General features: G+C 63.0%; 26 protein-coding genes. 8 read left to right on the plus strand and 18 right to left on the minus strand.

The window, feature by feature from the left end; translation table 11 throughout:
• Positions 1-73 precede the first annotated feature (73 nt).
• Positions 74-976, plus strand: coding sequence for a LysR family transcriptional regulator (locus AC1DYO_RS21270; protein WP_477266474.1), 903 nt, complete (start codon positions 74-76; stop codon positions 974-976).
• Here the strand turns inward: AC1DYO_RS21270 and AC1DYO_RS21275 are convergent.
• The 3 genes from AC1DYO_RS21275 to AC1DYO_RS21285 all read right to left on the minus strand — a co-directional run bounded on the left by AC1DYO_RS21275 (position 961) and on the right by AC1DYO_RS21285 (position 3,106).
• A complete protein-coding gene (locus tag AC1DYO_RS21275; RefSeq protein ID WP_477266475.1) occupies positions 961-1,692 on the minus strand; it encodes an SDR family oxidoreductase in 732 nt (243 codons plus the stop codon). The two genes, AC1DYO_RS21270 and AC1DYO_RS21275, sit on opposite strands and share 16 nt — an antisense overlap.
• 127 nt (positions 1,693-1,819) lie before the next feature.
• On the minus strand, positions 1,820-2,428 hold the full coding sequence (locus AC1DYO_RS21280) for an NAD(P)-dependent oxidoreductase (protein WP_477266476.1): 609 nt from the start codon (positions 2,426-2,428) through the stop codon (positions 1,820-1,822).
• Positions 2,429-2,467: 39 nt separating this feature from the next.
• Complete coding sequence (locus AC1DYO_RS21285) at positions 2,468-3,106, minus strand: DsbA family protein (protein WP_477266477.1); 639 nt, start codon at positions 3,104-3,106, stop codon at positions 2,468-2,470.
• Positions 3,107-3,208: 102 nt separating this feature from the next.
• On the opposite strand from AC1DYO_RS21285, the gene AC1DYO_RS21290 reads away from it, so the two are divergent.
• From AC1DYO_RS21290 to AC1DYO_RS21300, 3 genes are all read left to right on the plus strand, one after another.
• A complete protein-coding gene (locus tag AC1DYO_RS21290; RefSeq protein WP_477266478.1) occupies positions 3,209-4,129 on the plus strand; it encodes a LysR family transcriptional regulator in 921 nt (306 codons plus the stop codon).
• 94 nt (positions 4,130-4,223) lie between these two features.
• Positions 4,224-4,499: a hypothetical protein gene (locus tag AC1DYO_RS21295; RefSeq protein ID WP_477266479.1), complete on the plus strand. Its 276-nt coding sequence runs from the start codon at positions 4,224-4,226 to the stop codon at positions 4,497-4,499.
• Positions 4,500-4,566: 67 nt separating this feature from the next.
• A complete protein-coding gene (locus AC1DYO_RS21300) occupies positions 4,567-4,905 on the plus strand; it encodes a hypothetical protein (RefSeq protein ID WP_477266480.1) in 339 nt (112 codons plus the stop codon).
• Between the two features lie 8 nt (positions 4,906-4,913).
• Here the strand turns inward: AC1DYO_RS21300 and AC1DYO_RS21305 are convergent, their stop codons facing one another.
• The 10 genes from AC1DYO_RS21305 to AC1DYO_RS21350 all read right to left on the minus strand — a co-directional run bounded on the left by AC1DYO_RS21305 (position 4,914) and on the right by AC1DYO_RS21350 (position 14,064).
• Positions 4,914-5,069 carry a hypothetical protein gene (locus AC1DYO_RS21305; protein ID WP_477266481.1) on the minus strand — a complete coding sequence of 52 codons (156 nt, stop codon included), beginning with the start codon at positions 5,067-5,069 and terminating at the stop codon, positions 4,914-4,916.
• Positions 5,062-6,090 carry an ROK family protein gene (locus AC1DYO_RS21310; RefSeq protein WP_477266482.1) on the minus strand — a complete coding sequence of 343 codons (1,029 nt, stop codon included), beginning with the start codon at positions 6,088-6,090 and terminating at the stop codon, positions 5,062-5,064. Before AC1DYO_RS21310 ends, AC1DYO_RS21305 begins: the two co-directional genes overlap by 8 nt.
• Positions 6,090-6,809, minus strand: coding sequence for a ribulose-phosphate 3-epimerase (locus AC1DYO_RS21315; protein ID WP_477266483.1), 720 nt, complete (start codon positions 6,807-6,809; stop codon positions 6,090-6,092). Before AC1DYO_RS21315 ends, AC1DYO_RS21310 begins: the two co-directional genes overlap by 1 nt.
• 4 nt (positions 6,810-6,813) lie before the next feature.
• Complete coding sequence (locus AC1DYO_RS21320) at positions 6,814-7,635, minus strand: sugar phosphate isomerase/epimerase family protein (RefSeq protein WP_477266484.1); 822 nt, start codon at positions 7,633-7,635, stop codon at positions 6,814-6,816.
• 188 nt (positions 7,636-7,823) lie between these two features.
• Entirely contained in the window at positions 7,824-8,666 is an 843-nt protein-coding gene (locus AC1DYO_RS21325; RefSeq protein ID WP_112566025.1) for a carbohydrate ABC transporter permease, read from the minus strand.
• 5 nt (positions 8,667-8,671) lie between these two features.
• The gene (locus tag AC1DYO_RS21330; protein ID WP_477266485.1) at positions 8,672-9,568 is read right to left on the minus strand and encodes a carbohydrate ABC transporter permease; all 897 of its coding nucleotides are present in this window, start codon (positions 9,566-9,568) and stop codon (positions 8,672-8,674) included.
• 138 nt (positions 9,569-9,706) lie between these two features.
• Entirely contained in the window at positions 9,707-10,954 is a 1,248-nt protein-coding gene (locus AC1DYO_RS21335) for an ABC transporter substrate-binding protein (RefSeq protein WP_477266486.1), read from the minus strand.
• 121 nt (positions 10,955-11,075) lie between these two features.
• Entirely contained in the window at positions 11,076-12,221 is a 1,146-nt protein-coding gene (locus tag AC1DYO_RS21340) for an ABC transporter ATP-binding protein (RefSeq protein ID WP_477266487.1), read from the minus strand.
• Between the two features lie 88 nt (positions 12,222-12,309).
• Positions 12,310-13,260, minus strand: a complete 951-nt coding sequence (locus tag AC1DYO_RS21345; RefSeq protein WP_477266488.1) for a PfkB family carbohydrate kinase — start codon at positions 13,258-13,260, stop codon at positions 12,310-12,312.
• Between the two features lie 3 nt (positions 13,261-13,263).
• The gene (locus tag AC1DYO_RS21350) at positions 13,264-14,064 is read right to left on the minus strand and encodes an aldolase (RefSeq protein ID WP_477266489.1); all 801 of its coding nucleotides are present in this window, start codon (positions 14,062-14,064) and stop codon (positions 13,264-13,266) included.
• A gap of 162 nt (positions 14,065-14,226) precedes the next feature.
• On the opposite strand from AC1DYO_RS21350, the gene AC1DYO_RS21355 reads away from it, so the two are divergent.
• Positions 14,227-14,988 carry a DeoR/GlpR family DNA-binding transcription regulator gene (locus tag AC1DYO_RS21355; protein WP_477266501.1) on the plus strand — a complete coding sequence of 254 codons (762 nt, stop codon included), beginning with the start codon at positions 14,227-14,229 and terminating at the stop codon, positions 14,986-14,988.
• A gap of 267 nt (positions 14,989-15,255) precedes the next feature.
• Positions 15,256-16,404, plus strand: coding sequence for a Gfo/Idh/MocA family protein (locus AC1DYO_RS21360; RefSeq protein ID WP_477266490.1), 1,149 nt, complete (start codon positions 15,256-15,258; stop codon positions 16,402-16,404).
• 9 nt (positions 16,405-16,413) lie between these two features.
• Here the strand turns inward: AC1DYO_RS21360 and AC1DYO_RS21365 are convergent, their stop codons facing one another.
• Complete coding sequence (locus tag AC1DYO_RS21365; protein WP_477266491.1) at positions 16,414-17,433, minus strand: LacI family DNA-binding transcriptional regulator; 1,020 nt, start codon at positions 17,431-17,433, stop codon at positions 16,414-16,416.
• Between the two features lie 228 nt (positions 17,434-17,661).
• Between AC1DYO_RS21365 and AC1DYO_RS21370 the strand changes: the two genes are divergently transcribed.
• Positions 17,662-19,047, plus strand: a complete 1,386-nt coding sequence (locus AC1DYO_RS21370) for an FAD-binding oxidoreductase (RefSeq protein ID WP_477266492.1) — start codon at positions 17,662-17,664, stop codon at positions 19,045-19,047.
• A gap of 13 nt (positions 19,048-19,060) precedes the next feature.
• Here the strand turns inward: AC1DYO_RS21370 and AC1DYO_RS21375 are convergent, their stop codons facing one another.
• Positions 19,061-19,717 carry a YjbE family putative metal transport protein gene (locus AC1DYO_RS21375; protein ID WP_477266493.1) on the minus strand — a complete coding sequence of 219 codons (657 nt, stop codon included), beginning with the start codon at positions 19,715-19,717 and terminating at the stop codon, positions 19,061-19,063.
• Between the two features lie 245 nt (positions 19,718-19,962).
• On the opposite strand from AC1DYO_RS21375, the gene AC1DYO_RS21380 reads away from it, so the two are divergent.
• Positions 19,963-20,610 carry a ThuA domain-containing protein gene (locus tag AC1DYO_RS21380; RefSeq protein WP_477266494.1) on the plus strand — a complete coding sequence of 216 codons (648 nt, stop codon included), beginning with the start codon at positions 19,963-19,965 and terminating at the stop codon, positions 20,608-20,610.
• A 255-nt stretch (positions 20,611-20,865) separates the two neighbouring features.
• On the opposite strand, the gene AC1DYO_RS21385 is transcribed toward AC1DYO_RS21380, so the two are convergent.
• From AC1DYO_RS21385 to AC1DYO_RS21395, 3 genes are all read right to left on the minus strand, one after another.
• The gene (locus AC1DYO_RS21385; protein WP_477266495.1) at positions 20,866-22,197 is read right to left on the minus strand and encodes an HlyD family type I secretion periplasmic adaptor subunit; all 1,332 of its coding nucleotides are present in this window, start codon (positions 22,195-22,197) and stop codon (positions 20,866-20,868) included.
• A 13-nt stretch (positions 22,198-22,210) separates the two neighbouring features.
• Entirely contained in the window at positions 22,211-24,037 is a 1,827-nt protein-coding gene (locus tag AC1DYO_RS21390; RefSeq protein ID WP_477266496.1) for a type I secretion system permease/ATPase, read from the minus strand.
• A 76-nt stretch (positions 24,038-24,113) separates the two neighbouring features.
• The coding region (locus AC1DYO_RS21395; protein ID WP_477266497.1) for a DUF5801 repeats-in-toxin domain-containing protein at positions 24,114-26,207 on the minus strand (2,094 nt) is incomplete at its 5' end.

Raw genomic sequence — 26,207 nt, forward strand, 5'->3', positions numbered from 1 at the left:
GCATCGGCGTCAATGGTTGCAAATGGAGCGGCCAAGCCCGAAATATCGGACTGAGATCAGATCCGGAAACGGCATGCACCCAAGATTGCTCAAGACTTTCCTCGCCGTGGCGCGGCACCGAAACATCACCCGCGCGGCGCGGGACGTTCATCTGGCGCAGTCGAGCGTCAGCGATCAGATTCAGTCGCTGGAAAGCGAACTCGGCGTCGCCCTCTTCATCCGCTCGCGCCATGGCCTCGACCTGACGGCGGCCGGCGAAGCGCTGAAACCCTATGCGGAAGAAATTCTACAGCTGGCGGACGAGGCGCGAATTGCCGTGGAGGCAATGACGGGAACGACCGCCGCGACAGTGACGGTCGGAGCGCTGGAGACGATTGCCGCCGTGAAACTTCCGCAATGGCTGGCGGCCTTTCAGGGCGATCACCCGGAGATCGGTCTGCGGCTGAAAATCGCCGGCAGCGACGCCCTGCTGCGTCAACTCGAAGAAAGCGAGATCGACGTCGCCTTCTGTTTCGACAAGGGCGGTCTCGACGAACGCCTGGCCAGGCGCACGATATCGGCCGAGCCGCTGGTTCTTGTCGCCTCTGCCGAACATGCGCCTCCATCCAGGCCGAACGACTTGGCCGCGCTTGCGGCGATGCGTTTCGTGGTGACCGAGACCGGATGCGTCTATCGGCACCTGTTCGACACCGCCTTTGCCGAGACAGGTGTAGCAGCGCCAAGACTTGCCGCCGAAGTCGGCAGCGTCGGCGCCATTGCGGGCCTGGTGGCGACTGGTGTCGGCATGGGCCTGGTTCCGCGGCTGGCGGTCGCCGAGGCGCTCGATCGCGGCGAGATTGTCGAACTGCCGTGGCCGGGTTTGGCCCGCACGGCGTCGCTGGTCATGATCTGGCGCCGCCGCCGCGTGCAGCCGCCGGCGCTGAAATTGCTGCTGGCGGCAGAGCGAGACTTTCGCCTCGCTCAGATCAGCCGGTGACCGCCCTCGACATGCAGTATCGTCCCTGTCGTAAAGCCGTTGCCCATCAGGAACGCGATGGCGTCGGCAATGTCGTCTGGTTGCCCGACGCGCCCGACCGGCAGCCGCTTGGCCATGGCATCGAGCGTCTCATCCTTCTTGTCGCCGGCCACAAAACTCCAGATCGGCGTGTCGACCCAGCCCGGCGAGACGGCGTTGACGCGGATCGGCGCCAGTTCGACCGCCAAAGCCCGCACCAGCCCTTCCAGCGCCGCGTTGACGGCGGCGACGACCGCGCCCCGCGCCGCCGGCCGGTAGGCGGCAATGCCTGAGGTGAAGGTGATGGAACCATTGGCCGAAAGCTGCGGCGCACCATGCTTGGCGAGCAGCAGCGGCCCGTAGAATTTGCTTTCGACAACCCGCTGCGCCGCCTTCAGGTCGACCGCGGGCAATAACTCATAGGCGCCTTCGATATCGGCCGCGGTGCTGACGATATGGTCGAGCCGGCCGATCCGCCCGAACAGGTCAGCGACCTGATCTTCCCTCGCGATGTCGGCCGCGATGGCGCTCAAGCCGGCAGGGTTCTGCAAGGCCTCGCTGGCGCGCTTCAGCCGGGCTTCACTGCGGCCGATGATGATGACTTCGGCACCGGCGTTGAGGCACCGCCTTGTCAAGGCCAGCCCCATTCCGGAGCTGCCGCCAACGATAATGATTTTCGAATTTGCGATGTCTGCCATGATTTCCGTCCTGTCCTGAACCGCTTCGGGCGAGACTTCGCAGACCGGCGGCAGGAGTGGAAACGGAAGAAAACGATAGTGCCATCGGAGGCTCCGATGGCACTTGTCGTCAATGCAGGCAGTCCGGTCAGTAGCCGACCGTGAAGCGCTGGCGGATATGCGCCGGCTTTTCGATCTCGTCGGCCATGACGATGGCATAGTCCTCGAAGGAAATGCTGCTGCCCTTGTCGGACGTCAGCAGCGTGTCCTTGCCGATGCGGTATTTGCCGGTCCGCTCGCCGGCGACGAACAGCGCCGAAGGCGACAGCAAGGTCCAGTCGAGATCGCTGACGGTGCGCAGCGTGTCTAGGAAGTCGGCGCCCTTCTGCGCCTCGGCCTTGTAGATCGCCGGGAAGGTCGGTGTATCGACCAGGCGCTTGCCCGGCGCGACTTCGAGGCTGCCGGCGCCGCCGACGACGAGGTAGCGCTTGACGCCGGAAGCACGCACAGCAGCGATCAGCGTGTCGGGATCGCTGTCGAGGAAATGCACCGAGGTGATCACCGCATCATGCCCCTTGATCAGGGCGGCGAGGCCGTCCTTGTCGAAGACATCGCCCTTCTCTGCGGTTACGCCCGGAAGCGCTGCGATGTTGTCGGGGTTGCGGGCGATGGCGGTGATGGAATGGCCGCGATCGGAGAGCTCTTTCAGAAGGCGCGAGCCGACCTGGCCGGACGCGCCGATGAGTGCGATTTTCATGGGGATTTCCTTTCGTCTGGGGGAGGATGCTTTGGTGGATCACGCCGCCGCGATATGGGCGACGAGATTGTCGTAGCTGCCGAACAGTGCATTGGCGCCGATCAGGCGCGGTGCTGTCTTGCTGACCACCGCGAGCGCCGGAACGCCATTGGCGTTGAGTCGCTGGAACAGCGCCCGGCCGCGGCCGACGAGGTCGCGATGTGCTGCCATCAACGCATCGGTCGGCGCCTTCAGCATGTTGGCTGCATCGTTCATCCCGGCATCGGCCAGCACTGCAGCGACGCCATCCACCGTGACGATATCGCGGCCATCGACATAGCGGGCATGCTGGAGCGCCTTCAGGGCGGGCAGCCGGCGGTCTGGCTCGTCAAGGCCGGCCGCAACGATGCCGAGCGTGGCGGCACTGGAATCGAGCAAGGTGCCGGAAACGTTGAGCACATTGTCTAGATAGGCTCGCGTGAAGCGTTGTCCGCTCAGCCGCGCGATGCGCTGGTCGCTGTCCCAGGCATAGGTGGCGAAGCCGGCATCCAGGGGCCGCGCACCGGTGCCGGAGAACAGGCCGGTCGGCACAAGCTCGAGCGCGATGCCACTGTTGGCCAGCCTGTCCAGCATCGGCGTGGCGCCGTAGCACCAGCCGCAGAGCGGATCGAAAAGATAGGTCACGCTTGCGTCGGTCACGGCGGGCTCCATTCGTTGTCCGAAAGATGGCAGCCGACACGCTTGCGAAAAATAGCGATCAATCATACAAACTGTCTGATCAGATCAGACAATGAGCGATCCGTGACCGAGCTTCTGAACCTCAACCGGCTCGTCTTCTTCACCACCGTTGTCGAGACCGGCTCGTTCACGGCGGCCGCCGACCGGCTCGATGTCGCCAAGGCGGTGGTCAGCCATCAGGTCGGCAGACTGGAGCAGGAACTGGGCGCGACGCTGCTGCGGCGCACGACGAGGCGCGTTGCGCCGACCGAGGAGGGGCGCCTGTTCTACGATCGCGCCGCCATCATCCTGCGCGAGGCGGAAGCCGCCTATGGCGACATTTCGCAGAGCGCCTTGAAGCCGACTGGCATGTTGCGGCTGACAGCGCCGCTTGACTATGGCGAGAAGGTGGTAGCGCCGACCATCGCTGCCTATCTCAGAAAATATCCCAAGATGCGGATAGAGACGATTTTCGACGATGCCGTCAGCAATCTGGTCGACGAGCAGATCGACCTCGGCATCCGCGTCGGCTGGCTGGCCGATTCCAGCAATCTGGCGCGGCGGTTGGGCAGCCTGCAGCAATTTGTCGTCGCCAGCCCGGAGCTTGCCGCCAGGCTGCCTAGGGATGCCGGCCCCAGGCAGGCCAAGTCGCTGCCCTGGGTCGGCAATGCCCAGCTGCGCGGCGTCGGCCAATGGCTGTTCTCGAAGGACACCGAAACGGTGCTGGCCGAACTCAATCCGGTCGTCAGCTGCGACAAGACGCCGGGCGTGCTGTCCTGCGTGCTGGCCGGCATCGGGCTCGGCATCTTCCCGGATTACAGCGTCGCCGACGATCTCGCCCGGGGGCGGCTGGTGCGAGTGTTCGCGGACTGGACCTTGCCGTCCGGCGGCATCCATGCCGTCTTTCCGCCGGCGCGCTTCAGGCCGGCCAAGGTGCGCGCTTTCGTCGACCTGCTGATTGCCGCCGAAAGGCGGCGGGCGCGTAGCGCCGTTGTTGCCGGCTGATTTCGGCACCAGCCAGCAATGCCGCCAGGGAACCTTTGTTCGGCCGGCGCTTTTGGATATGCTGCGATTCCGAACCGTCAGAAGGGTGTTGCCGATGACCACCAAGATCTTTGCGACCTGCGCGCTCGTTCTCGCTGTCGGCTGCAGCCTGTCCAGCGCGGCCATCGCCAAGGAGAAGCACCGCCATCGTCAGCCAGAGCCCGAACGCTACGTTCCCGCCCATCGCGACCTCATCTACGCCCTGTTCGGCGGCCCGCGCTACTATGACAAGATGCTGATCACCACGGCGGCCGGCGCCTGCTCCTACAACCGGGTCGGACCGGACGCGAATGCGCTGAACAAGGTCAACGATCATCATTGCGGGAAATAGGCTGGGAACGAAGGCGGTGTCTTCCGTCTCTGGCCTGCAACGCTAGTTACCTCGGTAGGATATTTCGATGACGTTCGCCGATCAGAAATGGTCTCCGTCCGAAAAGAAGGTCGCCCGCAATGCCTATGACGCAGCGCTGAAGGTGGCGCTTGACAAGACGATGGCCGAACTCAAAAGCAAGGTCAGCGCGGTGGCGGTGCCTTCCGAGATGTGGGAAGTCGAAGACTTCCTGCGGCAGCAGCGACGCATGATCGACGAGCTATTCGACTATCGCTACTCACAGCTTGTAGAGGTCTTCGCCAATCTCATCCGGCAAGGCTATCTCGAAGAGAATCTCCTTGTGGGCTTGTCGGAAGACAAGCTGCAGATGATCCGAAAATACGCCAGCTGGAACGGTGGAGAGTAGGGCGCTGCTCATAGGGACGCGAGGCATCGCCAGCGCCGGCGCATCAGGAAGAGAAAATACGGGCCGCTGCGGCCCGCCATGCGTGCCGGCTCGAGGTCGATCCCCTTGATGATCTCGACATTGCCGTAGGATTTGCGCGCGCCGCGCAGCTTGAGCTCAGCCATGGCTTGCCTCACTGGCGTCAGCGGTCGCACCGCTGCACGTGTGGTCCTGCGCCATCGCCAGCGGCAAACCCGGTTCGCCTTCCCACAGGATCAGGCTGGCGGCGCCGATCAGCCCGGCGCGGTCGCCAAGCTCGGCCTGCACGATCGGCACGTCGCGATAGGCCGGCATTGCCCGCTGCTGGATGACCGCCCTGATCGACGACGCCAGCAGGCCGAAACCGTTGGAAAGGCCACCGCCCATGACGATCAGGTCGGGCGAATAGAGATGCAAGAGATTGGTGAAGCCGATGCCCAGCCATCTGGCTTCCGCCTCGATCAGCTCCAGAGCAACGGCATCGCCGCCCCGCGCTGCGTCGACGACATGCCTGGCCGAGACGTCGCCGTCGGCGGAAAGCCGCCGCAGCAGCGAGCCGTCGCCCGGAGCCGTCAATCGCGTGGCGCGACGTCCGAGCGCGGTTCCGGAAGCAACAGCTTCGAAGCAGCCGATGGCGCCGCAAAAGCAGCGGTCGCCTTCACCGGTGATAGTCATGTGGCCGATCTCGGCCGCCAGCCCGCGCCGGCCGTGATATATGTGGCCGTCGGCGACGACGCCGCCGCCGATTCCGGTGGACACAGTGACGAACACCAGCGATCCGCTGCCGCGTCCGGCGCCAAAACGCCATTCGCCGAGCGCTGCCGCATTGGCGTCATTCTCCAGCCGCACCGGCAAGCCGAAATGCTGCCCCAGAATGTCGATCAGCGGCACGTCGTGCCAGCCGGCCAGCGTCGGCGGCGCAATCACGATCCCCGCCTTGGGGTCGAGCGGCCCCGGCGCGCCGACGCCGATGCCGGCAATTTCAGCCTGCGGCTGTTGCCCAAGGAGATCGCCGGCGAGCGCAATGATCTGGCCGATCACGGCGTCGGACCCCGCACCCGCCATCGTTGGCGCTGAGGCATGAGCGACGATGCGGCCATCGCTTTCGACCAGCGCGCCGCGCAGCGCCGTGCCGCCGAGATCAAAGGCCAGCGCAAGCTTGCTCATCAGGCGACGACCTCCAGCCCGTGCAGCCAGGCCATGCGCCGGGCAAGGTCGGGGTCGCCGAAGGCGAGCGAGCCCAGGACCACGGTTTCGGCACCGGCGGCGCGCAGCAGCGGCACGGTCTCGTGGCGGATGCCTCCATCGGCGGCGAGCACGATCTCGGCCTCGCGGCCGGCCTTGCGCATCTGCGCGCGCGCCTCGATCAGGCGCGGACACGCCTGCTCCGACAGGCTCTGGCCCTTGACGCCGATGGAGGTACCGAGCAGCGTCACGAACGCTACCTCCGGCAGGAAAGGCGTGACAGCCGCGACCGGCGTTTCCAGCCGCAGCACGACACCGGCTTCGGCGCCGAGTTCATGCGCCAGCCGCACGGCGCGCAGACCGGCTTCGCCGTTTTCAGCATGGACGCTGATCAGATCGGCGCCGGCCTCGATGAACTGGCGCGTCTGTTCCTCGACGATGTCGGCTTCGACCATCAGATGCACATGGATCGGCTTTGCGGTGAGCTTGGCGATGCGCGCCACCAGGTCCGGGAAGAACAGGAAGCCGGGAGTAAAGCGGGCGTCGGCGACATCGACATGATGGATATCGGCATGCGCCTCGATGCGCCTCAAGTCGCGCTCCATATTGGCGAGGTCGGCAGACCACAGCGAAAACTCGCCGATCAGCCGGTTGCGTGGCAGAGCGGCGATTGCTGCGGGGCCGGACAGGGATTTCATCATCGTCTCAGGCTCCGTAATCGCGCATGGTCTGACGGTTGGTTTTGACCGCACCGGCCGGATCGGCGGCGGCAATCTCGGACTCTTCCTCCAGCACCAGCCAGCCGTTGAATTTGGGCGCGGCGCTGGCGATCTCGATCACTTTGGCGGTATCGCAGACGCCCTTGCCCAGCATCGCCCAGGTGCCGCTGGCATCGACGTCCTTCAGATGCACATAGCGGATGCGATCGCGATAGGTGGTGAGCGTATCCGCCATATCCTGACCGCCACGCAAGATGTGGCCGGTGTCCGGCACCCAGCCGACCAGCGAGACATCGATCAGCCCGAAGATGCGGTCGTAGTCGGCGCGATCGAACAGCAGCGTGTTGTGGTGCGAACTCGGATGCACGGCGACCTGGACACCGGTTTTGCGCCCGAGCTCGCCGGCTCGGTTATAGACCTCGGCAGCGGTGGCAAACTTGCTGTCGCGCGGTCCATCGGAAACGACGGTGGCCGATCCCATCGACACCAGCGCGCCGGGAAAGGCGGCGGCGAAGTCGATCCAGCGCTTGGCGGTCTCGAGATCGGCGCCGATCTGGTCCTGCAGCGTAAAACCGCTCTTCGAGCCGAAGGCAAAGGAGACAAGCGTCAGCCCGGATGACTTCAGCGCGGCCGCGAATTCGGCAGGCTTGCCGGCATAGCGGCCGATCATCGTGTCGGTGATCTCGATCCCGGCATAGCCGCCATCGGCGATCGCCTTCAACAGATCGTCGGGGCCGCCGGTGAACCGGTCGCCCAGCATTTCCCAGGTAAAGGTCTGGCACCCGACTTTCAGGTCTTTCACGGTCATCCTTTCATTCCTTGATTCCGCCTGCGTAGGCCCTTCGATGATGTGGCGCTGGAAGAACAGCACGAGCACGATCAGCGGCGCCATGACGACGGCCGACGCCGCGGCGATATCGCCTGCCGGCAGAGAAGGTGCAATCCATCGATTTCGATACGGGGCCTACTCCATCAGTTCTCCGTGAGAGGAACATCCTACTTGACCGAGCCCGCGGTCATGCCGGCGAGGAAGAACCTCTGGGCAACGAGGTAGATGACCAAGAGCGGTAGCGAGCCGAGCACGCTCATCGCCATCATCTGGTTCCATTCGAAGGCGTGCTGCCCCATCAACAGCTGGATGCCGATCGGGACGGTGCGCATGGACGTTGACTTCGTCAGCGTCAGCGCAAAGAGAAATTCGTTCCAGCACAACAGGAAGGTGTAGACCGACGTCGCCACGATTCCAGGCAGTGAAATCGGGACGATCACCCGCCAGAGTGCGGTCCAGCTGGTGCCGCCGTCGACAGCCACCGCTTCATCGAGATCGCGGGGCAAGGTGTTCAGATATCCCGTCATCAGCAGGATCGCGTAGGGCAGTGTAAACACCAGGTAAGTCAGGATCAGCGCGACGTAGGTGTCGAAGATGCCATACGAGACGACAAGCCCGAAGAAGGGGATCAAAAGCGTGATCGGCGGGATCGTCTGCGTGCTGATGATGAGTGTGTTGAGGCTGCCCTTGCCGCGGAAATTGAAACGGCTGAACCCATAGGCCGCCAGCAAGGCGATCAGCACCGTTAGCACGGTCACCGCTCCGGCCACGAAGTAGCTGTTGAAGAAGAAGCGCAGCTTTACCGGGTCGCCAAGGATGGCCGCATACGCTTCCAGCGTGAATGCCTTCGGCAGGACGGTTGGTGGCAGGGCAAAGATTTCGGTATTCGACTTGAACGAGCTGCTCAGCATCCAGTAGATCGGGAAGGCCGCGAAAAAGAGCCCCGCGGCAAGCGCGACATGGAGCGCGACGGTGATCAGCCTGTCTTTCGGCGTGTGCCTTTTCCTCATGGTGACTACCGAGCCTTTTGATAGCGGATGTAGAACAGCGTTAGGCCGAGAGAGATCAGCAGGATGACCACGGCGCTCGCCGACGCCTGCGACAGGTTGTAGCTCGAAAACGCCAGCTTATACGTGTAGGTGCTGAGGACCTCGGTAGAGTAGATCGGACCGCCGCCCGTCGTTATCCAGATCAATGGAAAGACCTGCATGGTCCAGATGAAGTCGAGCAGCGAGATGCTGATGATGATCGGCATCAGCTGCGGGATGGTGATGAAGATCAGCTTCTGGTAGGCCTTCGCCCCATCGATATCGGCGGCCTCGTAGAAATCCTTGGGAATGCCCTGCAAGCCTGCGAGCAGGCTGACCATGAAAAGCGGGTAGCCCGCCCAGATATTGGCGAAGGTGACGGCGTGCAGTGCGGTCGCGGGCGAGGAAAACCACTCGACCTTGGAACCGATGATGCCCATCTGCATGAGAACGCTGTTCACGACACCGTTCGGCTCGAGCAGGAGGCGCCAGATCACGGCGATGATCACCGCGGTGAAAAGCCAAGGCAGTATGTAGAGCACGCGCAGAATGTTGCGCAGCGTCGGATTGATGCGGTCGCTGTTCAGCATGAGTGCGAAGACCATGCCGATGGTCATGTGGAAGACGACACTCATACATGTGAAGTAGAGCGTATGCCACAGCGAAGCCCAGAACACGGGATCGTTGAAGATCGCCTGGTAGTGTTTCAGTCCGGCAAAGGACGGATCGCGACGCAGCACCGCGCTGTTCTGGAACGAATAGCCGATCACCGTCACCATCGGCAGCAGCATCAGAAGGCCGATTATGAGGAGCGAGGGCGACAGGTAGAGATAGGGTGCGACCGCTCGTTTCAGCCTGTGGTGGGAGCGCTTCTGCCGGGTCATGTGCCAACCTTGGGATACGCCTTCAAGAGAAGGTGAGCTTCGGAAACAGGTCCATCTCAAATTGCCGATCCGTTGTTGCCGGGTGGCCTGCCCGAAGTCGGGCCACCCGGTCGAAGATAGCAAACGGGAACAGGCCGATCAGAATTTCTCCATCCAGCCCTTTTGGGCGTTGGCTGCCGCTTGTTCCGGAGACTGCTCGCCGGCGAGCATCTTCTGGGCTTCCACGTCGAACTGGGTCATCAGGTCTTCAGCCACCGGCAGACCCGTGAACTCGTTGGCGAGATAACCGGTCTTGAAGATTTCGAAAGCCTTGCCGAAAGCCTTGTCCGAGGTCACGAAATCGGGCTTGGCGTTGACGTTGCCGGGGAAGGCGTTGGCAAGCGATACGAGCTTGGCGTTCACCTTTTCACTCATCAGATACTGGACGAGCTTCCAGGCTTCCTCCTGATGTTTCGAGGCCGCAGAGATGCCGATGCCCCATGAGGCGTAGGGAAGGCCGCGCTTGCCGCTGTAGTTCTCGACGACCGGGACCGGGATGAGGTCGAAGTTCAGCTTGGGATTGCGTTTGCGGATGAGGTTCACATGCGCGAGCGAGTCGATCATCATCCCGACCCGGTCGTTGACGAATTCCTCGACCTTTTCCTGCTCGGTCTTGGTGGCAATGCCGGGCGAGATGACGCCGGCGTCGTTCAGCGATTTGACGAAGGTGAGCATATCGACGACCGGCTTGCCCTCGAGAGCCGGCTTGCCGTCAGCCATCATCGATTGACCAGAGGCCCAGACCCACGACATCAGGTCGTTCTGGACACCGGACGGCGTTTGCAGCGACAAGGGCAGCACCCAGCCATACTGGTTCTTGTCGGCATGCGTCATCTTCTTGGCGGCTTCGAGAAACTCCGCGCGGGTCGACGGCAGCTTGGTGACGCCTGCCTGGGCGGCGAGGTCCATGTTCACGAAGACCGGATAGACGAACGAAGCCACGGGAAACATCACCGCCTTGCCGTCCACCTTGATGATATCCGCCACCTGGGTCTTGTCGAACCCGCTCGCATCCATCATCGGGTTCATGTCGGCCAGCGCACCCTGCGCGTTCAGGTTGTTCACCCAGGCGCCGTCGAGACCGACGACGTCGCTAAGCGTTCCAGTTGCGGCACCAACCGAGATCTGGTCTCGCGTGGTCGCATAGGGGCCGCTGACCAGCGTCACTTTGATTCCGGGGTTTGCAGCCTCGAAGTCATTCATGATTGCCCTGAGCGATCCGGCCGGCAATTCGGGCTCCCACCATTGGGTGAATTCCAGCGTCGTGTCCGCCATGGCGCCGGTTGCGCCAAGCAACCATGCGGCCGCGGCTATTTTTAGCATCGCGGGTTGTATCCGAAACATCATTTTCTCCTCCTTCTTTAAGATCGACCGCACAATGCGGACGATCGTCTGTTTTACTCAGAAGCCTTCTTGCAAGTATCTTCCGCAGGCACCCTCGCTCCCGCCCGCGGTCTTCCGCAGATCTTCAGATCGCCAGATGCGTTTCGGGATCGAAGAAATGGAACTTGGCATCATCCACGGCCAACCGGATTTCCGAGCCGGAGTGGACGGCGCTGATCGGCTCGAATCTCGCCACCGCGTTCGATGCCAGGCCGAAATCGTCCACCGCGTCCGGATCGCCGGAGTCCACCCGGACCGCGTCGATGTTCAGGTGGACGATCTGTTCGGAGCCGAGTTCTTCGATCGAAGTCACCTTTGCGGGTATCGTCTGATACTTGCGACCGGATTCGAGGCTGCTGTCATAAAGATCCTCCGGTCGGATGCCGAACACGATCTTGCGCCCCCCATACGACCGCAAGCCCGGCCTGCGCACGAAGGCTGCATCCTGCAGCCGGATGGCGAAGCTGCCGGACATCAGTTCGTCGCCCGTCAGGGTCGCCTCGAAAAGGTTCATCGAAGGAGAGCCGATGAAGCCGGCAACGAAGGCGTTCACCGGCGCTTCATAGAGTCTCTTGGGCGTGTCGACCTGCTGCAGCACGCCGCCTTTCAACACCGCGACCCTGTCCCCCATCGTCATCGCTTCGATTTGGTCGTGGGTCACGTAGATGGTCGTTACGCCGAGTTGCTTTTGCAGGCTGGTGATTTCGGCGCGCATTTGAACGCGCAGTTTCGCATCCAGGTTGGAAAGGGGTTCGTCCATGAGAAAGGCGGCCGGCTCGCGCACCATGGCGCGGCCCATGGCAACCCGTTGACGCTGTCCGCCTGAAAGGTTCGCGGGTTTGCTATCCAGCAAAGACGTCAGCTGAAGGGTTTTGGCGATCTCGTCCACGCGCTTCTTGCGCTCGGCCTTCGGCTTGCCTGCCAGCCGCATCGAAAAGGCGATGTTTTCGGATACCGTCATATGCGGGTAGAGCGCGTAGCTCTGGAAGACCATCGCGATGTCGCGGTCCTTGGGCGGCATGTCGACGACGTCGACTCCGCCGATCCGAAGGCTGCCGCTGGTGATGTCTTCCAACCCCGCGATCATTCGCAACGCGGTGGATTTGCCACAGCCGGACGGCCCGACGAGAATCAAGAACTCGCCGTCCTCGACCGACAGGTTCAATTGGTCGATTGCGTGAAAATTGTTCCCGTATGTCTTGCAGATATTCTCAAGAACGACTTCTGCCATATTCCTCCCTCCACAAGTCTAAGCCACTGATTTTTATGATTGTCCTCGGCTATGTTCACCTGCGAAATTTTTCGTCGGATAGTTCGGGCTATGTTCCGGTATCGAGCCGCGCATATTTCAGTTCGACTGCGGACGGCGCGTTCGTCGATGCCAGGAGTTCCGTGACCTGGTCGTCGGTCGGAAGCGCCTCGCGCCCGCCCCGCCCCGTTATCGAAAGGGCCGCCGCCGCGGCCGCGAATGCCACCCGGCCCGCGGTGTCGGCCCCGCGCGTCAACGCATGGGCATAGGCGCCATGAAAGCAATCACCCGCGCCGGTCGAGTCGACGACGGCAACCAGGTGCGGGGGCAGGTGCCAGGGACCTGTCTCTTCACGCCCGCGATAGTACACGCCCCTGCCACCATCGGTCAGAACCACGGCGGACCGCGACGGCAACCACAATGCATCGAGCATCTCGGCGGGCGATCGGCACCCCGTGGCAGTCCGCGCAAAGCCAAGTGGAAGAATGAGATGGTCGCAGAGCGCGATCAGCCGCTCCGTGCCTGCGCCGCTGCTCCATTCGATATCGCCGAGGATCGCAAGGCCGAGATCGCGAGCCCGAGCCACGACATCCAGCGACCGGATCGCATAGCTATCAACGATCAGGACGGTCGCGCGGCTGAGGATATCGTCCGGAAAGTCCGGAGCGGTGCCCAGCATCGCATCGTCGTCATACGCGATGAACCGTTCCCCGTCCGAGCCGACGGTGATCCGCGAGCGCACCGGGCGCGCGTCGGGATGGCGCGGCGCGAATGCGATTTCAATACCGCTCGCCACGAGATCGCGCATCACGGCGTCGTCATCGGCACTGCCCAGCCATCCGACGAACCCGGCGGCTCCGCCGAGCCGCACGACGGCGGCCAGCGCCGTCGCGACATTTCCCCCGAAAGCGCGGGCACTTTGCAGAACCTTCCCCTTGCCTGCCGACAACGGCTGATCGACGTAGACGATGTCGTCGATCGCAATAGCGCCGAAGCCGATGATCGAGGGGACGGTGTGCATCGTTCAGGCACCCGCCTTCGCCAGGGCGTCTTGCGCCGAAAGGCTGTCATGGATGACGCCGCGAAAGGCAAGCGCTGCCTTCTCCGGATCGCCATGCCCCCAGAGATTGCGGCCTACCACGGCACCGCGTGCACCGGCACGGATGGCGTCCGCCGTCTGCTGAAGCGCGCCGAGCAGCGTATCGGTCTTCGGACCACCCGCGATCACAACCGGCACCGGGCAGGTCCGGACGGTCTCTCGGAACGACTCGAAATCGCCCGTGTAGCCGATCTTGATCACGTCGACGCCGGACTCGTAGCCGATGCGCGCCGCATAGGCGATCTCGTCGGGGGTGAAGACGATTTTTGCACCGTCGGTGAAATCGCGAGGGTAGATATGCGCCACCACCGGCATGCCGTAGCGGGCCGCTGCATTTACCGAATCGGTCAGCCAGCGTATGTATTTGCCCTCGGTCGCGCCGCGCACCGGAATGGCCACGGCCAACGCATCGGCCCCCGCGCGCACCGCGTCCTCGGGCGTTGCGATCAACTCGCTGATGCGATCGTCTGGAGTGAAGCAGCCCGCCTGAATCACCAGGGAGGCTTTGCCCGCATATTGCGGCCACAGATGGCGCGCGGTGCCAGGCTGGATGCTGACGTAGTCGGGTTTGCCCGCCATGACGCGTGCGAGCGCACCCGGCAGGTCGGCAAGGCCGCCTTTGCGCACGTCGCCATAGCCGACGAAGTGGTCGACCGCACCGCCAAAAAGGTTCCCCGATGGATGCGAGAAGAGGCGCGCGAGACGCACCTTGGTTCCTAGGCTCATGAGTGCAAAATTCCTCGATCGGTTGTTTTAAAAATGCTCAATCCAGTGTTTCCGAAAGAAAAAAGAAAAACAATCTTTCGAAAGCTTTCGAAGCTGCATATTTTTGGTAAGGTGAGCCAAGGCCAGGGCGATTGCTTGGCGCAGGGAGGCAAAGGCAGGGCAATGTTGTCGGAGCAGAGACGCCAATCGATCTTGGGTGAAGTGCAACGCAACGGACAGGTTCGCATCAAGGACCTGTCAGACGGGTTTGGCGTGTCGGAGGTCACGGTGCGTTCCGACCTCGAGATACTGGACCGCAAGGGACTGCTGACCAAGACCCGTGGAGGGGCGGTGACCCGGACCACAGATTCGACCACGGCCGCGTTCGCCCGGCGGATGCAAACGAACCTCGACGCAAAGAAGCGCATCGCCCGGGCGGCGGTAGAGCTGTTCGAGGACAACCAATCGGTCATCTTCGACGGCGGCTCGACATTGATGCAGCTTGCCATGCAGTTACCGCCGCTCAGCAATGTCGTGGTCGCCGCCACGGCCATGAATATTGTGCAGCATCTTATGCATCGTCCCGGGCTCGACGTTCATATGATCGGCGGCCGGGTCTATCCCGACACGGTGAGCACGCTGATCACCGATGCCGATACGGCTCTCGGCGGCTTGGTGGCGCATCAGGTCTTTGTTGGAGCGCATGCGATAGACTCGTCACTGGATGTGGTCGACGTGAACGAAGACATGGCGCGAACGAAGCGAAACCTCGTTCGCATGGCCCGGCGCGTTGTCCTCCTCGCCGATTCGAGCAAATGGGGCGTCAGCGGGACCTCCAAGGCATTTTCGCTGTCGGCCGTCGATGTGGTGATCACCGACGATGGCCTGCCCGGTCCAATACGCAGCCAGCTTGATAGGATCGCGGCCAAGGTGATCTATGCCTGAACCCGTCTCGGTCTCTGACCGCGACGGAACGATCCAATGCGCGCATGACCCACGGGCTTCGTATCGGCGGTCGGCCGTCTTTCATGACAGTCATGTTCTCCTCCTCAGGCTGGCGGCCTCCCAATGCTGCGCCAGAATTGTCACATGCTCTATAAAAATTTTACGCGCGTCAACATTTAAAATCCTGTATAGCGGATTGTGAAGGTGGACTGCTGCAGCCGCGACGGTTCCCAAAGCATGCCAATGGCTTCGGAGGAAAAGCTGGAAATGCACGGAAAATCAAAGACAAAGCTCGGCATCGGTGTCATCGGATGCGGTAACATCTCGATGACCTATCTGCGCAATGCAGCGCTCTTCGGCGGCGTCGAGCTGCGCGCCTGTGCCGATGTTTCAGCCGACATGGCTCAACTCCGCGCCAGGGAATATGGCATCCGCGCGCTCGGCGTCGATGCGCTGCTCGCCGACCCCGACATCGACCTTGTGTTGAACCTGACCATCCCGGCGGCGCATTTCGACATTTCGTTGTCAGCGCTTTCGGCGGGCAAGCATGTCTTCACCGAAAAGCCGCTGGCTACTACCGCTGCCGACGGTCGCCGGCTTGTCGACGAAGCTGCAAAGCGCGGCCTGCTGATAGGCTCGGCTCCCGATACTTTCCTTGGCGCCGCTGGACGCCGCGCCCGCCGCCTGATGGACGAAGGCGCCATCGGCAAGCCGGTGACCGGCACCGCCTTCATGATGGGGCGCGGCATGGAGCACTGGCATCCCAATCCGCAATTCTACTACCAGCCCGGCGGCGGCCCGGTGTTCGACATGGGTCCCTATTACCTGACCATGCTGGTCAATCTGCTCGGTCCGGTCGAGCGTGTCATGGCGATGGCGACGCGCGGCCAGGAGGAGAGGCTGATCACTGCCGACGGTCCGTTCAAGAACACGACGTTCAAGGTCGGCACGCCGACCAATATCCTGTCGCTGCTCGAATTCCGTTCGGGCGCCACCGTCACTTTCGGCGCTTCCTGGGATGTGTTCAAACACTCCAACCATCCGATCGAACTGCACGGCACCGAAGGTTCGCTGAGGCTGCCAGATCCCGACACGTTCGGCGGCACCGTCTCGCTGTCGGCGCGCGGCGTCGACTGGGCCGATTTCGCCAGCGAGAGCGAACTCTACGGCGCCCGCAACTGGCCTTATGCCGCGCCTGACCGCGCCAACTACCGCATGCTCGGCGTCGCCGATCTGTCGCGGGCGCTGAGCACGGGAAGAAAACCGCGCGCGTCAGGCGAACTCGCCTTGCATGTGCTGGAGATCATGGAGGCAATCCTGGCTTCGGGCGAAAGCCGTGACTCGGTTGCCGTCAACGGCACCGTCGACCAGCCGCCACTGCTTGGCGAGGAGGAAGCGGCAAGCCTGCTTGGCTGATGGGAAGATTCAGGCTGATTGACGCATCACAAGGGCGGCGTCGAGGCTGACTTTCGGCGCGACGCTCGCTGTGTCCTCGTTGAGCAAGGCGAGCAGCGTCTCGACACTGCGCCCTGCCATGGCGGCAAAATCCTGCGCGATGGTGGTCAGAGCGGGGCAGGTGTAGCGGCTCAGCGGATGGTCGTCATGGGCGGCGACACGCAGGTCGCAGTCCGCATTGCGGCCAATCTTCTTGCCTTGCGCGAAGGCCGCCGCCATCACGCCGAAGGCCAGGCGGTCATTGGCGCACAGTATGGTCTTGCCCGGCAGGCCGCCAGCCCCAAGCATCCGTTCCATCTGCTCGTAGCCGATGCGCTCGAAATCCCATGTGTAGTCGCTTGTGTTGCCGATCACCACCGGCTCCTGGCCCAGCTGCTGCATGGCGCCGACATAACTGTTCAACCGCTCTGGCGAATTGTGGTTGACATGCGGGATATCGAAATAGACCGGCGCGTCGCCGGAGCGGCAGAGATAGTCGACGATGGTCGAGACGCTCTGGGCGTTGTTGTTGCCGACGAAGGGTACGCCGCCTTCGAGATAGGTGTCGAAATAGACGATCGGCATCGTCTGCGTCAGTTTCTCCAGCGTGCGGCGGTCCGAGCGCAAGCCGAGCGGCGCGATCAGCGCGCCTGAGACTTTCAGCGACTGGATGGTGCGCGTCGCCTCGACTTCGAGTTCGCGCGAGCCGTGCGAGGAAATGACGATCGGCCAGTAGCCCTCGTCGCGCAGCCTGAGCTCGATGCGGCTGACCATTTCGGAATAGAAGGGATCGGCCACTGTCGGCACGACAATGCCGATGGCGCGGGTGCGCTTGCGATTGAGGTTGCGGGCAAACAGATTGGGCTGGTAATCGGACGAGCGCAGCGCCTCCTCTATGCGCTTGCGCGTTGCCGGCTTGACGCTGGTCGGATCGTCGAAATATTTCGACAGCGTCGGCCTGGAGACGCCGCAGGAGCGGGCGAAATCCTCCATCGTCTTGTGCTTCGTCATTCTATCCCTCGTCTGGCGGGCGCCAGAACCTTGGTCATCCTTTGGCGTTGCCCACCGTCCTGTAGCCGGCGCGACGCCACGCAACCTTCAAGACGAAATTTACAGGAAACCTAAGTGGTTTCAACGCGCAATGACAAATTATACCGTGCGTAAATTTAATCAATTGACGCGAAAATTATCCCGCATCAAAGTCTCGACCGCAGCGAGCAAGCGAAATATCCAGGAACCATGACACAACAGATCGATCAGCTTCTTTCCCAGCTTTATCAGCGGCTCGACGCCGCTGCTGTTGTCACCGGCAATGCCGTCGATCCGCGCTATGGCGACGATCTCTCCGGCAAGGGCGGAGGTCGGCCCGAACTGGTCTTGCGTCCGCGCAGCGCCGCCGAGGTCGCCGAAATCCTGCGCCTGTGCAGCGGCCTTGGCCAGAAGCTGGTCGTCCATGGCGGCCGCACGGGGCTGGCTGGCGCCGCGCGCGTGCAGCCGGGCGAAGCGGTGCTGTCGCTGGAGCGCATGACCGCGGTCGAGGCGCCCGACCGCGCGGCGGCAACCATCATCGCAGAAGCCGGCGCGCCGCTGCAAATGGTGCAGGAAGCCGCCGATGCGGCCGGCCTGATGTTCGGCGTCGATATCGGCGCGCGCGGCACCGCGACGGTCGGCGGCAACATCGCCACCAATGCCGGCGGCATCCGCGTGCTGCGCTACGGCATGTACCGCGCCCAGGTGCTCGGGTTGGAGGCCGTGCTTGCCGACGGCTCGATCCTGACTTCGCTGCGCGGCCTGGCCAAGGACAATTCCGGATACGATCTCAATCAGCTGTTCATTGGCAGCGAAGGCACGCTGGGCGTGGTCACGCGCGCCTGCCTGCGCCTGCATCCGAAGCCCGCCACCGAGGTCGCCGCTTTCTGCTCTCTTGGTTCGCTGGACGCGGCGATTGCGCTGCTCGGCCTGCTCAAGCAGCGGCTCGGTCCTCTGCTTTCGGCCTATGAGGTGAATTTCTCGCCGCTCTACGGCGCCATGATTGCCGGCATGGACGCGCCGGCGCCGCTGCCTGCCGGCGCGCCCGTCTACGCGCTGGCCGAGATCCAGGGCAACCAGGCCGATCTGGACGGCGAGCGTTTTGCTTCGGTGCTGATGCAGGCCGTCGAGGACGGCATCGTCGACGACGTGGTCGTCTCGCAGTCGCCGCGCGAATTCCGCGCGCTTTGGGACGTGCGCGAAGAGGCCAACCGCTTCCTGTTTGCGATCGAGGGCCTGACCGGCGTCGACATCAGCATTCCGCTGTCGACGATGGCGGCTTTCCTGCGCGACGCCGAAGCGGCGATCCGAGCTATGGACCACAGCGCCGAGATCTATGTCTTCGGCCATCTCGGCGACGGCAATCTGCACTATCAGGTCGACACCAGGGAACCGGCGGCCGCCTATGAGATCATCTACCGCGGCGTGGCAAAGTGTGGCGGCGCCGTCTCGGCCGAACACGGCATCGGCCTCGACAAGAAGAAATGGCTGAACCTCGTGCGCAGCGACGCCGAAATAGCAGCCATGCGCCGCCTCAAGGCGGCGTTCGATCCGCACAACATTCTCAACCCCGGGCGGATTTTCGACATCGCTTGATTGCTAGGAGGATCTAGCCAGCGGTCGGCGAAAGCAGCGCGTGGTAGTCGACCGTTCTCACCTGCTCGACGCCATCCAGCGTCATGTTGCCTGCGACATAGACGATGATCGCGAGCCCGAGCCAGCCGATCCAGCGGTACCGGGCAAGCAGCGCCGCCACCAGCGTCGAGGCGACCGCCATCAGTACCACCGACAGGATGAGGCCGAACACCAGCGCATTCATGTCATGCGCGGCAGCACCCGCCACGGCCAGCACATTGTCCAGCGACATCGAGACGTCAGCGACGACGATCTGCAGGATCGCCGTGCGCAGCGCCTTGGCCGGCCGCACCGCCGCAAGCGCTGTCGCGGCAGGGTCAGCGTCGGCATCGCTGTGCTCATCGCCGCCGGTGGAACGCAATTCCTGGAACATGTTCCAGCACACCCAGAACAAAAGCATGCCGCCGACCAGCATGATCCCCGGAATTTCCAGCAGCTGCACCGCGATCACGGCAAAGACGACGCGGATCACCGCGGCCGCGGCTATGCCGGCGACGATCGCCTTCTGGCGCAACGCCTTGGCCAGGCCGGCGGCCGCCATGCCGATCACCACGACATTGTCGCCCGAGAGCACGAGGTTGATGGTGATGACTTCCAGATAGGCGGCGACAGTGGTCTGGTCGAAACTCATAGAGCGGTCTCCCCGGAAGGCTCCGGCTGGTTGCGGCGGATCGGACCGATGTCTGCGCAAACGCGAGGACAGCTGATTTGAGTGCAGCAAGGCGTTGAAACAAGACGTCAGGCGCGGCCAATCGTTCCTCATCCACGGAATTCATCGCCAGATCGTGATTTCCCGACCAGAAATGCCCCTCATGGAAGGGAAGACAAAAGCGTTCCGCTTGCCTATCAATATTGCCGACCAAAGGAGAGATGAGCATGAGCAAGACGGCACTGATTTTCTGGGGCGGCTGGGAAGGTCATACACCGGCCCGCAGCGCCGCTGTCGTCAGCGAGATATTGACCGGACATGGCTTCGAGGTGCGGATAGAAGAGGGCACCTCCGCGCTTGCCGACCCGCAGCTCTCGGCCATCGATCTGATCGTCCCGGTGGTCACCATGTCGACCATCGAAAAGCCGGAGCTGCAAAACCTCGTCGCCGCTGTCAGCGGCGGAACCGGCCTTGCCGGCTTTCACGGCACCATGGGCGACAGTTTTCGCAACGAGCCGAACTATCAGTTCATGACCGGCGGCCAATGGGTCGCCCATCCCGGCGACATCATCGACTACCGTGTCGACATCACCAGCGATGATCCGATCGTCAGAGGTATCGACGGCTTCGCCTACCATTCCGAGCAGTATTACATGCATGTCGACCCGAGCAACGAAGTGCTGGCGACGACGACGTTTAGCGGCGAGCATCTCGACTTCATCGACGGCGTCGTCATGCCCGTGGTCTGGAAGCGCCGCTACGGCAAGGGCCGCGTCTTCTTCAGCGCGCTTGGCCACACGGCGGATGAGTTTTCCGTGCCGCAAATGCGCACCATTTTCGAGCGCGGGGCGTTATGGGCCAGCCGAGCCGCCTGATCCTGGGCCTGTCGTCAAGCTGAGCGCAGTGGGACGGATTGCTTCGGGTCCGCACATGGCGGACTTGTGGCCTGGGTGGCGACGCAAGTCGGGGAACTAATGTATGTCGCTCAAAAGTGGTCCCGGTTTTGAGAGAACGACATGCACAAAAACAAAGACCTAAAGCGCGTCGCCTGAATCCGTTCAAACGCGACGCGCTTTAGTCGGGCGGCGGTCTTTGTCCGGTCAGACAAAGAAGTCTTGGACGGCCTGCGGCTATTTTTCCCGCATCGCCCGGCGGAAGTTCTGCGTGATCGGCTCGGCGAGGTAGGAGAGCACGGTGCGAGCACCCGTCCGGATCATCGCCTCGCTCGACATGCCGGGCAGCAGCTTGCGGCCCTCCAGCTTGGCGAGTTCGCCCTTGTCGATCAGCACGGTCGCGGCGAAATACGGTGCGCCGCTGCGCTCCTCCACCATGCGGTCGGCCGACACGGTCTCCACGACGCCGTCGAGTGGCGGCAGGTTGTAGCGGGCGAAGGCCGGGAAGCTGACGCGCACGGGCTGTCCGGCGGCGATCGTCTCGACATCCTCCGGCTTGACCATGGCCTCGACCACGAGCTGCTGTTCGAGCGGCACGACTGTCATCAGTGTGTCGCCCGGTTTCACGACACCGCCCGCCGTGTGGACCTTCAGGTCCATGACGATGCCGTCAACCGGTGCGACGACATCGGTACGGGTAAGCACGTCCCTGGCGGCACGCTCCTGCTGTCTGAGATCAAACAACTCCGCCTCGACCTTGCTCAACTCGTCGACGGCGTCGTTCAGCCGTACTGTGCCGAGGTTCAGGATTTGCATATCGATCTCGGCCATGGCGCTTCTGGCACGAGCGATCGCCGCGACGTTGGTCGCGCGCTCCCCCTCGAGCTCCTGCTGTTGTCGTCTGAGCAACAGGTTCCGCTCGCGGGTGGTCAGCCCCTTCTTGAGCAGGCTCTCGAGGTCTTTGGTCTCACCCTCGATCGCCTTGATCTGCGTGTCCTTGGTGACGATAAGCTGCTCAAGTCCCGTTATCTCGTCCTGGGTCTGCTGACGGCGCTGGCTGAGGATCTCCTGTTCGTCTGTCAGATTGTGGTGCTTCGCCGCGAACACGTCACGCTGTGCGGCCACGGCGTCCCTTGCGGCGGTGGCGGGGTTTGCGAGCAATGCCGGATCAAACGCGATCTCGGCCTTGTCGTCACGCTCGGCCCTGAGGCGCGCGGCCAGCGCGTCACGCGTTGCTATCCGGTTCTGGATCAGGTCGAGCTGCGCCCTTGCCTGCGTGTCGTCTAGTCGGACGAGGACCTTGCCCGCCTTGACGATGTCACCGTTCGCGGCGTTCAGCTCCGCGATGATGCCGCCCTCGAGGTGCTGGATGAGCTTGCGGTCGCCGGCGACCTTGACGACGCCCTGTGCCACCGCGGCACTGTCCAACGGCGCCAGTGCCGCCCAACCCCCGGCCACGCCGAAGAACAGGAACATGATCGCGAACCCGGTGGACGTCAGGCCCGCAAGACGCAGGGGTACCGGTTCCAGCAGGGAGGGTGGCGGGAGGGGTAGCGGCACGACGTTCATATCGGTTCTCGTTTCATGCCTGGTTCGCCACTACAGTCGAGCCCAATGCACGCGACGTACGCTTTGAAGAGGAACGTGGATCGTTGCTGACGCCGGTCACGGTGGTGGAGATCTCTGGCGTCGGACTCGCGGCTATTTGATTTACCTGACGGATGCGCGCGGAGAGTTCGTTGAAGACATAGTCGCGCGAACCGTAGAGGTCTTGTTGGCCCCGGTTGAGAACCAATATCTTGTCAACTTTCTCCATGATGTTCGGTCGGTGCGCGATCAGGATAACGGTCGCGCCCGCAGTCTTGACAGTGCCGAGGGCTGCGATCAACGCGTCCTCACCCTCGCGGTCGAGGTTGGAATTGGGCTCGTCCAGGATAATGAGTGGCGGGTCGCCGTAGAGTGCCCGCGCCAACCCGATGCGTTGGCGCTGCCCGCCTGACAGCACCGCGCCGGAGTCGCCGATCTCGGTGGCGTAACCCTTCGGCAGCCCTTTGATCAGTTCGTGAACGCCCGCCAACTGCGCGGCCTTGACCACGTTGTTGAAGACCGCCGGGTTGAGTGTCGCGAAGCGGCAGATGTTTTCGGAGACGGTGCCGGCGAAGAGCTCGATGTCCTGCGGCAAGTAACCGACATGGTGACCCCGGTCCTCCGCCGCCCATTGGGCAACGTCCATGCCGTCCAGCAGCGCACGCCCCCCGGACGGACGCCAGGCACCGGCCAGTATTCGCGCCAGGCTCGTCTTGCCGGCCCCGCTCGGGCCGATCAACGCCATTGCTTCACCCGGAATGAGCCGGAAGCTGATCCCTTTCAGGATAGGCTCGCCACCCTGTCGGGCCAGCACAAGGTTGTCGGCCTCGAACCTGCCTTTCGGTCGTGGCAGTGGCAGAACCGGTGTGGCTTCCAAATGCTGTCCGGCGACCGCGGTGAGACGCCGGTAAGCGGCACGCGCTCCGACCGTCGCCTTCCATGTGCCGATCGCTTGCTCGACCGGCGACAAGGCGCGCCCCATCAGGATCGAGGCGGAAATCATGATGCCGGGCGAAGCCTCGTTGCGAAGCACCAGATAGGCGCCAAGGCCCAGTATGGCCATTTGCAGGGCCAGCCGGTGGCAACGCGCGATGGCCGCGATGACGCCGCCACGGTTGGCGGCAAGAACTTGTCCCTTGTTGGCCTCGTCCTGCTGCGCCTTCCAGCCCTCCATCAGTGGCTTCAACATGCCCATCGCCTGGACGACCTCGGCGTTGCGGATTGCCGCCTCGGCCTGCACGTATGCCCGCGACTGGGCGTTTGCGGCCTCGGTCAACGGTTTGCGTGTGATGTATTCGTTGAGCAACGCCAACGCGAACAGCACGATTCCGCCGCACAGCGCCAACCAGCCAAGCCAGGGGTGCATGAAGAATATGGCGGCGAAAAACAGCGGTGCCCAAGGCGCGTCAAGGATCGGGAAGATGCTCGGGCTGGTGAAGAAATTCCGCACTTGATCCAGGTCGCGCAGCGGACGGGCGTTGGCGTGACCGGGCGCCGAGGCGGCATATTCCACCGATGCGGTCAGGAGAACTGGTCCCAACCGCGCGTTCATCCACGATCCGACGGTAGCCAGAAGACGCCCGCGCACAACCTCCAGCCCCGCCATCGTCACCAGTGCCCCTGCCGCCATCAGCGACAGCATCATCAACGTCTCCAGGCTGTGGCTGGACAACACGCGGTGGTAGACCTGGAGCATATAAAACGCCCCGGTCAGCATCAGCACGTTGATGCCGCCGCTGAACCAGATAAGCGGCCGGATGGCGCGTCTGGCCTCTTTCATCACCACCTGCAGGGCAGGGGGCTGTTGGCTGTTTTTCTTCATTGAGACGACGTCCCCCATGCAACTGATCGCGGATGCTGATAGGGGGGCGGCGCTGGCCGCCCCCGTTGGTCAGGTGTCAGCCGACGTCGACAAGTATGTGCTGTATTGCCGACTGGTCCGCGTCCGCGTCCGCCACCTGGAACGCGAAGTCGAGGCTGGCTGACGGCGTCTCGGTCACGGTCGTGCTGAAGGCGATGTCCACGATTTTCAGCACGTCGTTGTCGGCGCCGTCGAAGGCCACCAGGTTGGTGGTCGAGCTGCCGCCGCCGGCGCCGGTCGTCCTGATCAGGTCGATCGCACTGCCGGTGATGCCGTTGCCCGACTGCATGATCTGGACACCCTGCAACAGGTACTCTTCGCCGGCTGCGTTGTAGTCGTTCTGCTCGATGATCACGAGGCCATCATTGTTGTCGAGTGTGAACTCGCTGCTGTACGGGGACGGGACCTGACCCGTCTTGAAGATGTCGGCGTTCTGCACGTACATAGCCCGCGTTATCGAGGTGTCGTCCGCTGTGCCGAAGATGTTGTCGACACCGTTGTCGGCCAGGTTGAGGATCAGCATCACGTCCTCGCTGTTGCCGATGCCGTCGAACTTGATGGCCATGCTGCCGGCGAAGGCCGAGGTCTGCGGCGTCTGTTGCTCCTCGGTCGCGATACCGACGTTGTTGTCGAAGAACCGCAACGTGAGCAGTTCGCCTTTCTGGATCGTGTCACCGGCAACACCGTTGGTGCTCTGCGTCGCAGACACCCACGTTTCATTGTCGTTGCTCACCATGTCGTGACCATTGAACGTGAATGTGGTGTCAAAGGGATTGGATTTCCCCTCACCATTGGGCGTCAGGCCGAACGGGTTGGCTCTGTTGACCAAATTGCCCGTGAACTGCACGTAGAAGTCTTCGTCGACATTCGGCGTGGTCCCGTCATCCGCCTGCAATTGTTCCACCACGACCTGCGGGTGGCCCGTGTTGCCCGTGGGCTGCTTGAACAAGAGCTCACTGGTGTGGATCAGGTCGAAGCTGAAGCCTTCGAGCGGATCGGTCAGGGTGATGGTATAAGTGTCGTGAACCTTGTCGAAGACGAGAGTGCCGCCCGCCGTGCCTATCAGGGTGCTATCCGTTGGGTCCTTGTGGTAGTCGAAGGTGAAGTCGAACGTCGCCGTGTCGGAAGTCTCCGACGCGAGCGTGACCTCCGGGCTTATGATATCTCCGCCGCCGCCGCCGGTGATCGAGCCGGTGAGTGCGATCTGGACACCGGCGAGGAGGTCGTCTGCGTCGACGAAGTCAGAGTGCGTGGCGTCGTAGAACGTATCCGGGCGGCTGTCCGCACCGATGTCGTAGCCGAAGGTTCCGCTGGCCGACGCGTTGAGCGCGTTGACCAAAGTCTCGTTCTGGATACCGTCGAGAAGGGGATTCCCGTCGAACTCCGCCGTGATCGTTGGAGCATCGTCCTTGAAGACGAGGTTTGTGCCGATGTTGACGCTGCTCAAGGCCTGATCGCCGTCACCGTCGGTGATGGTCGCCGTCAAAGTGACGAGATCATCGGCTGCCAACGTTGTTTCCTGATCCGGGCCGGTGTCGGGTGAGTGTATGACGGCACGCGCCTGATCGAGTGTCACGAGGCCGGCGGCGCTGACGCTGACCGTGAACACGAGGTCGTCGGTGCCGGCGGTGCGGCCTTCAACGGCGCCGCTGAGATTGACCGAGAGGAGGACCGCCTCACCGGTTAAGGTGTCGGTTAGGCCGCTGTCGTTGGTGACCTGGTTGATGTCGAGCACATAGCCGATGGCGTCGCCATCGGCACCGGCATTCGAGGTGAAGGCCGTCGAGAAGCTCGCGCTATTGTCACCCAGGCTGGACTCGTCGACGGTCAATGTCGGCTCCGTGCCGGAGGCGCTGATCGTCGGGCCGTCGTCCTCGAACTGGAGCGCGTTGCCGATGCCGACCGATTGGGTGGCGATGTCGCCATCGCCGTCGGTCACGGTCACGACCGCGTTCACCAGGCTGCCGAGATTGACCGACTCATCGTAATTGTCCGGTGAAGTCGGGTGATGGAGCGACAGATACTGGGCGACCGTAACCTCGCCCAGATCGTTGATCGAGATCGCAAACGCAACCGCCCCGGCCGCATTGGACGTGCCGTCCGGATGGTCCACCCGGCCGACGATCACGCC

This window comes from Mesorhizobium sp. P2_F5 (assembly GCF_056403715.1).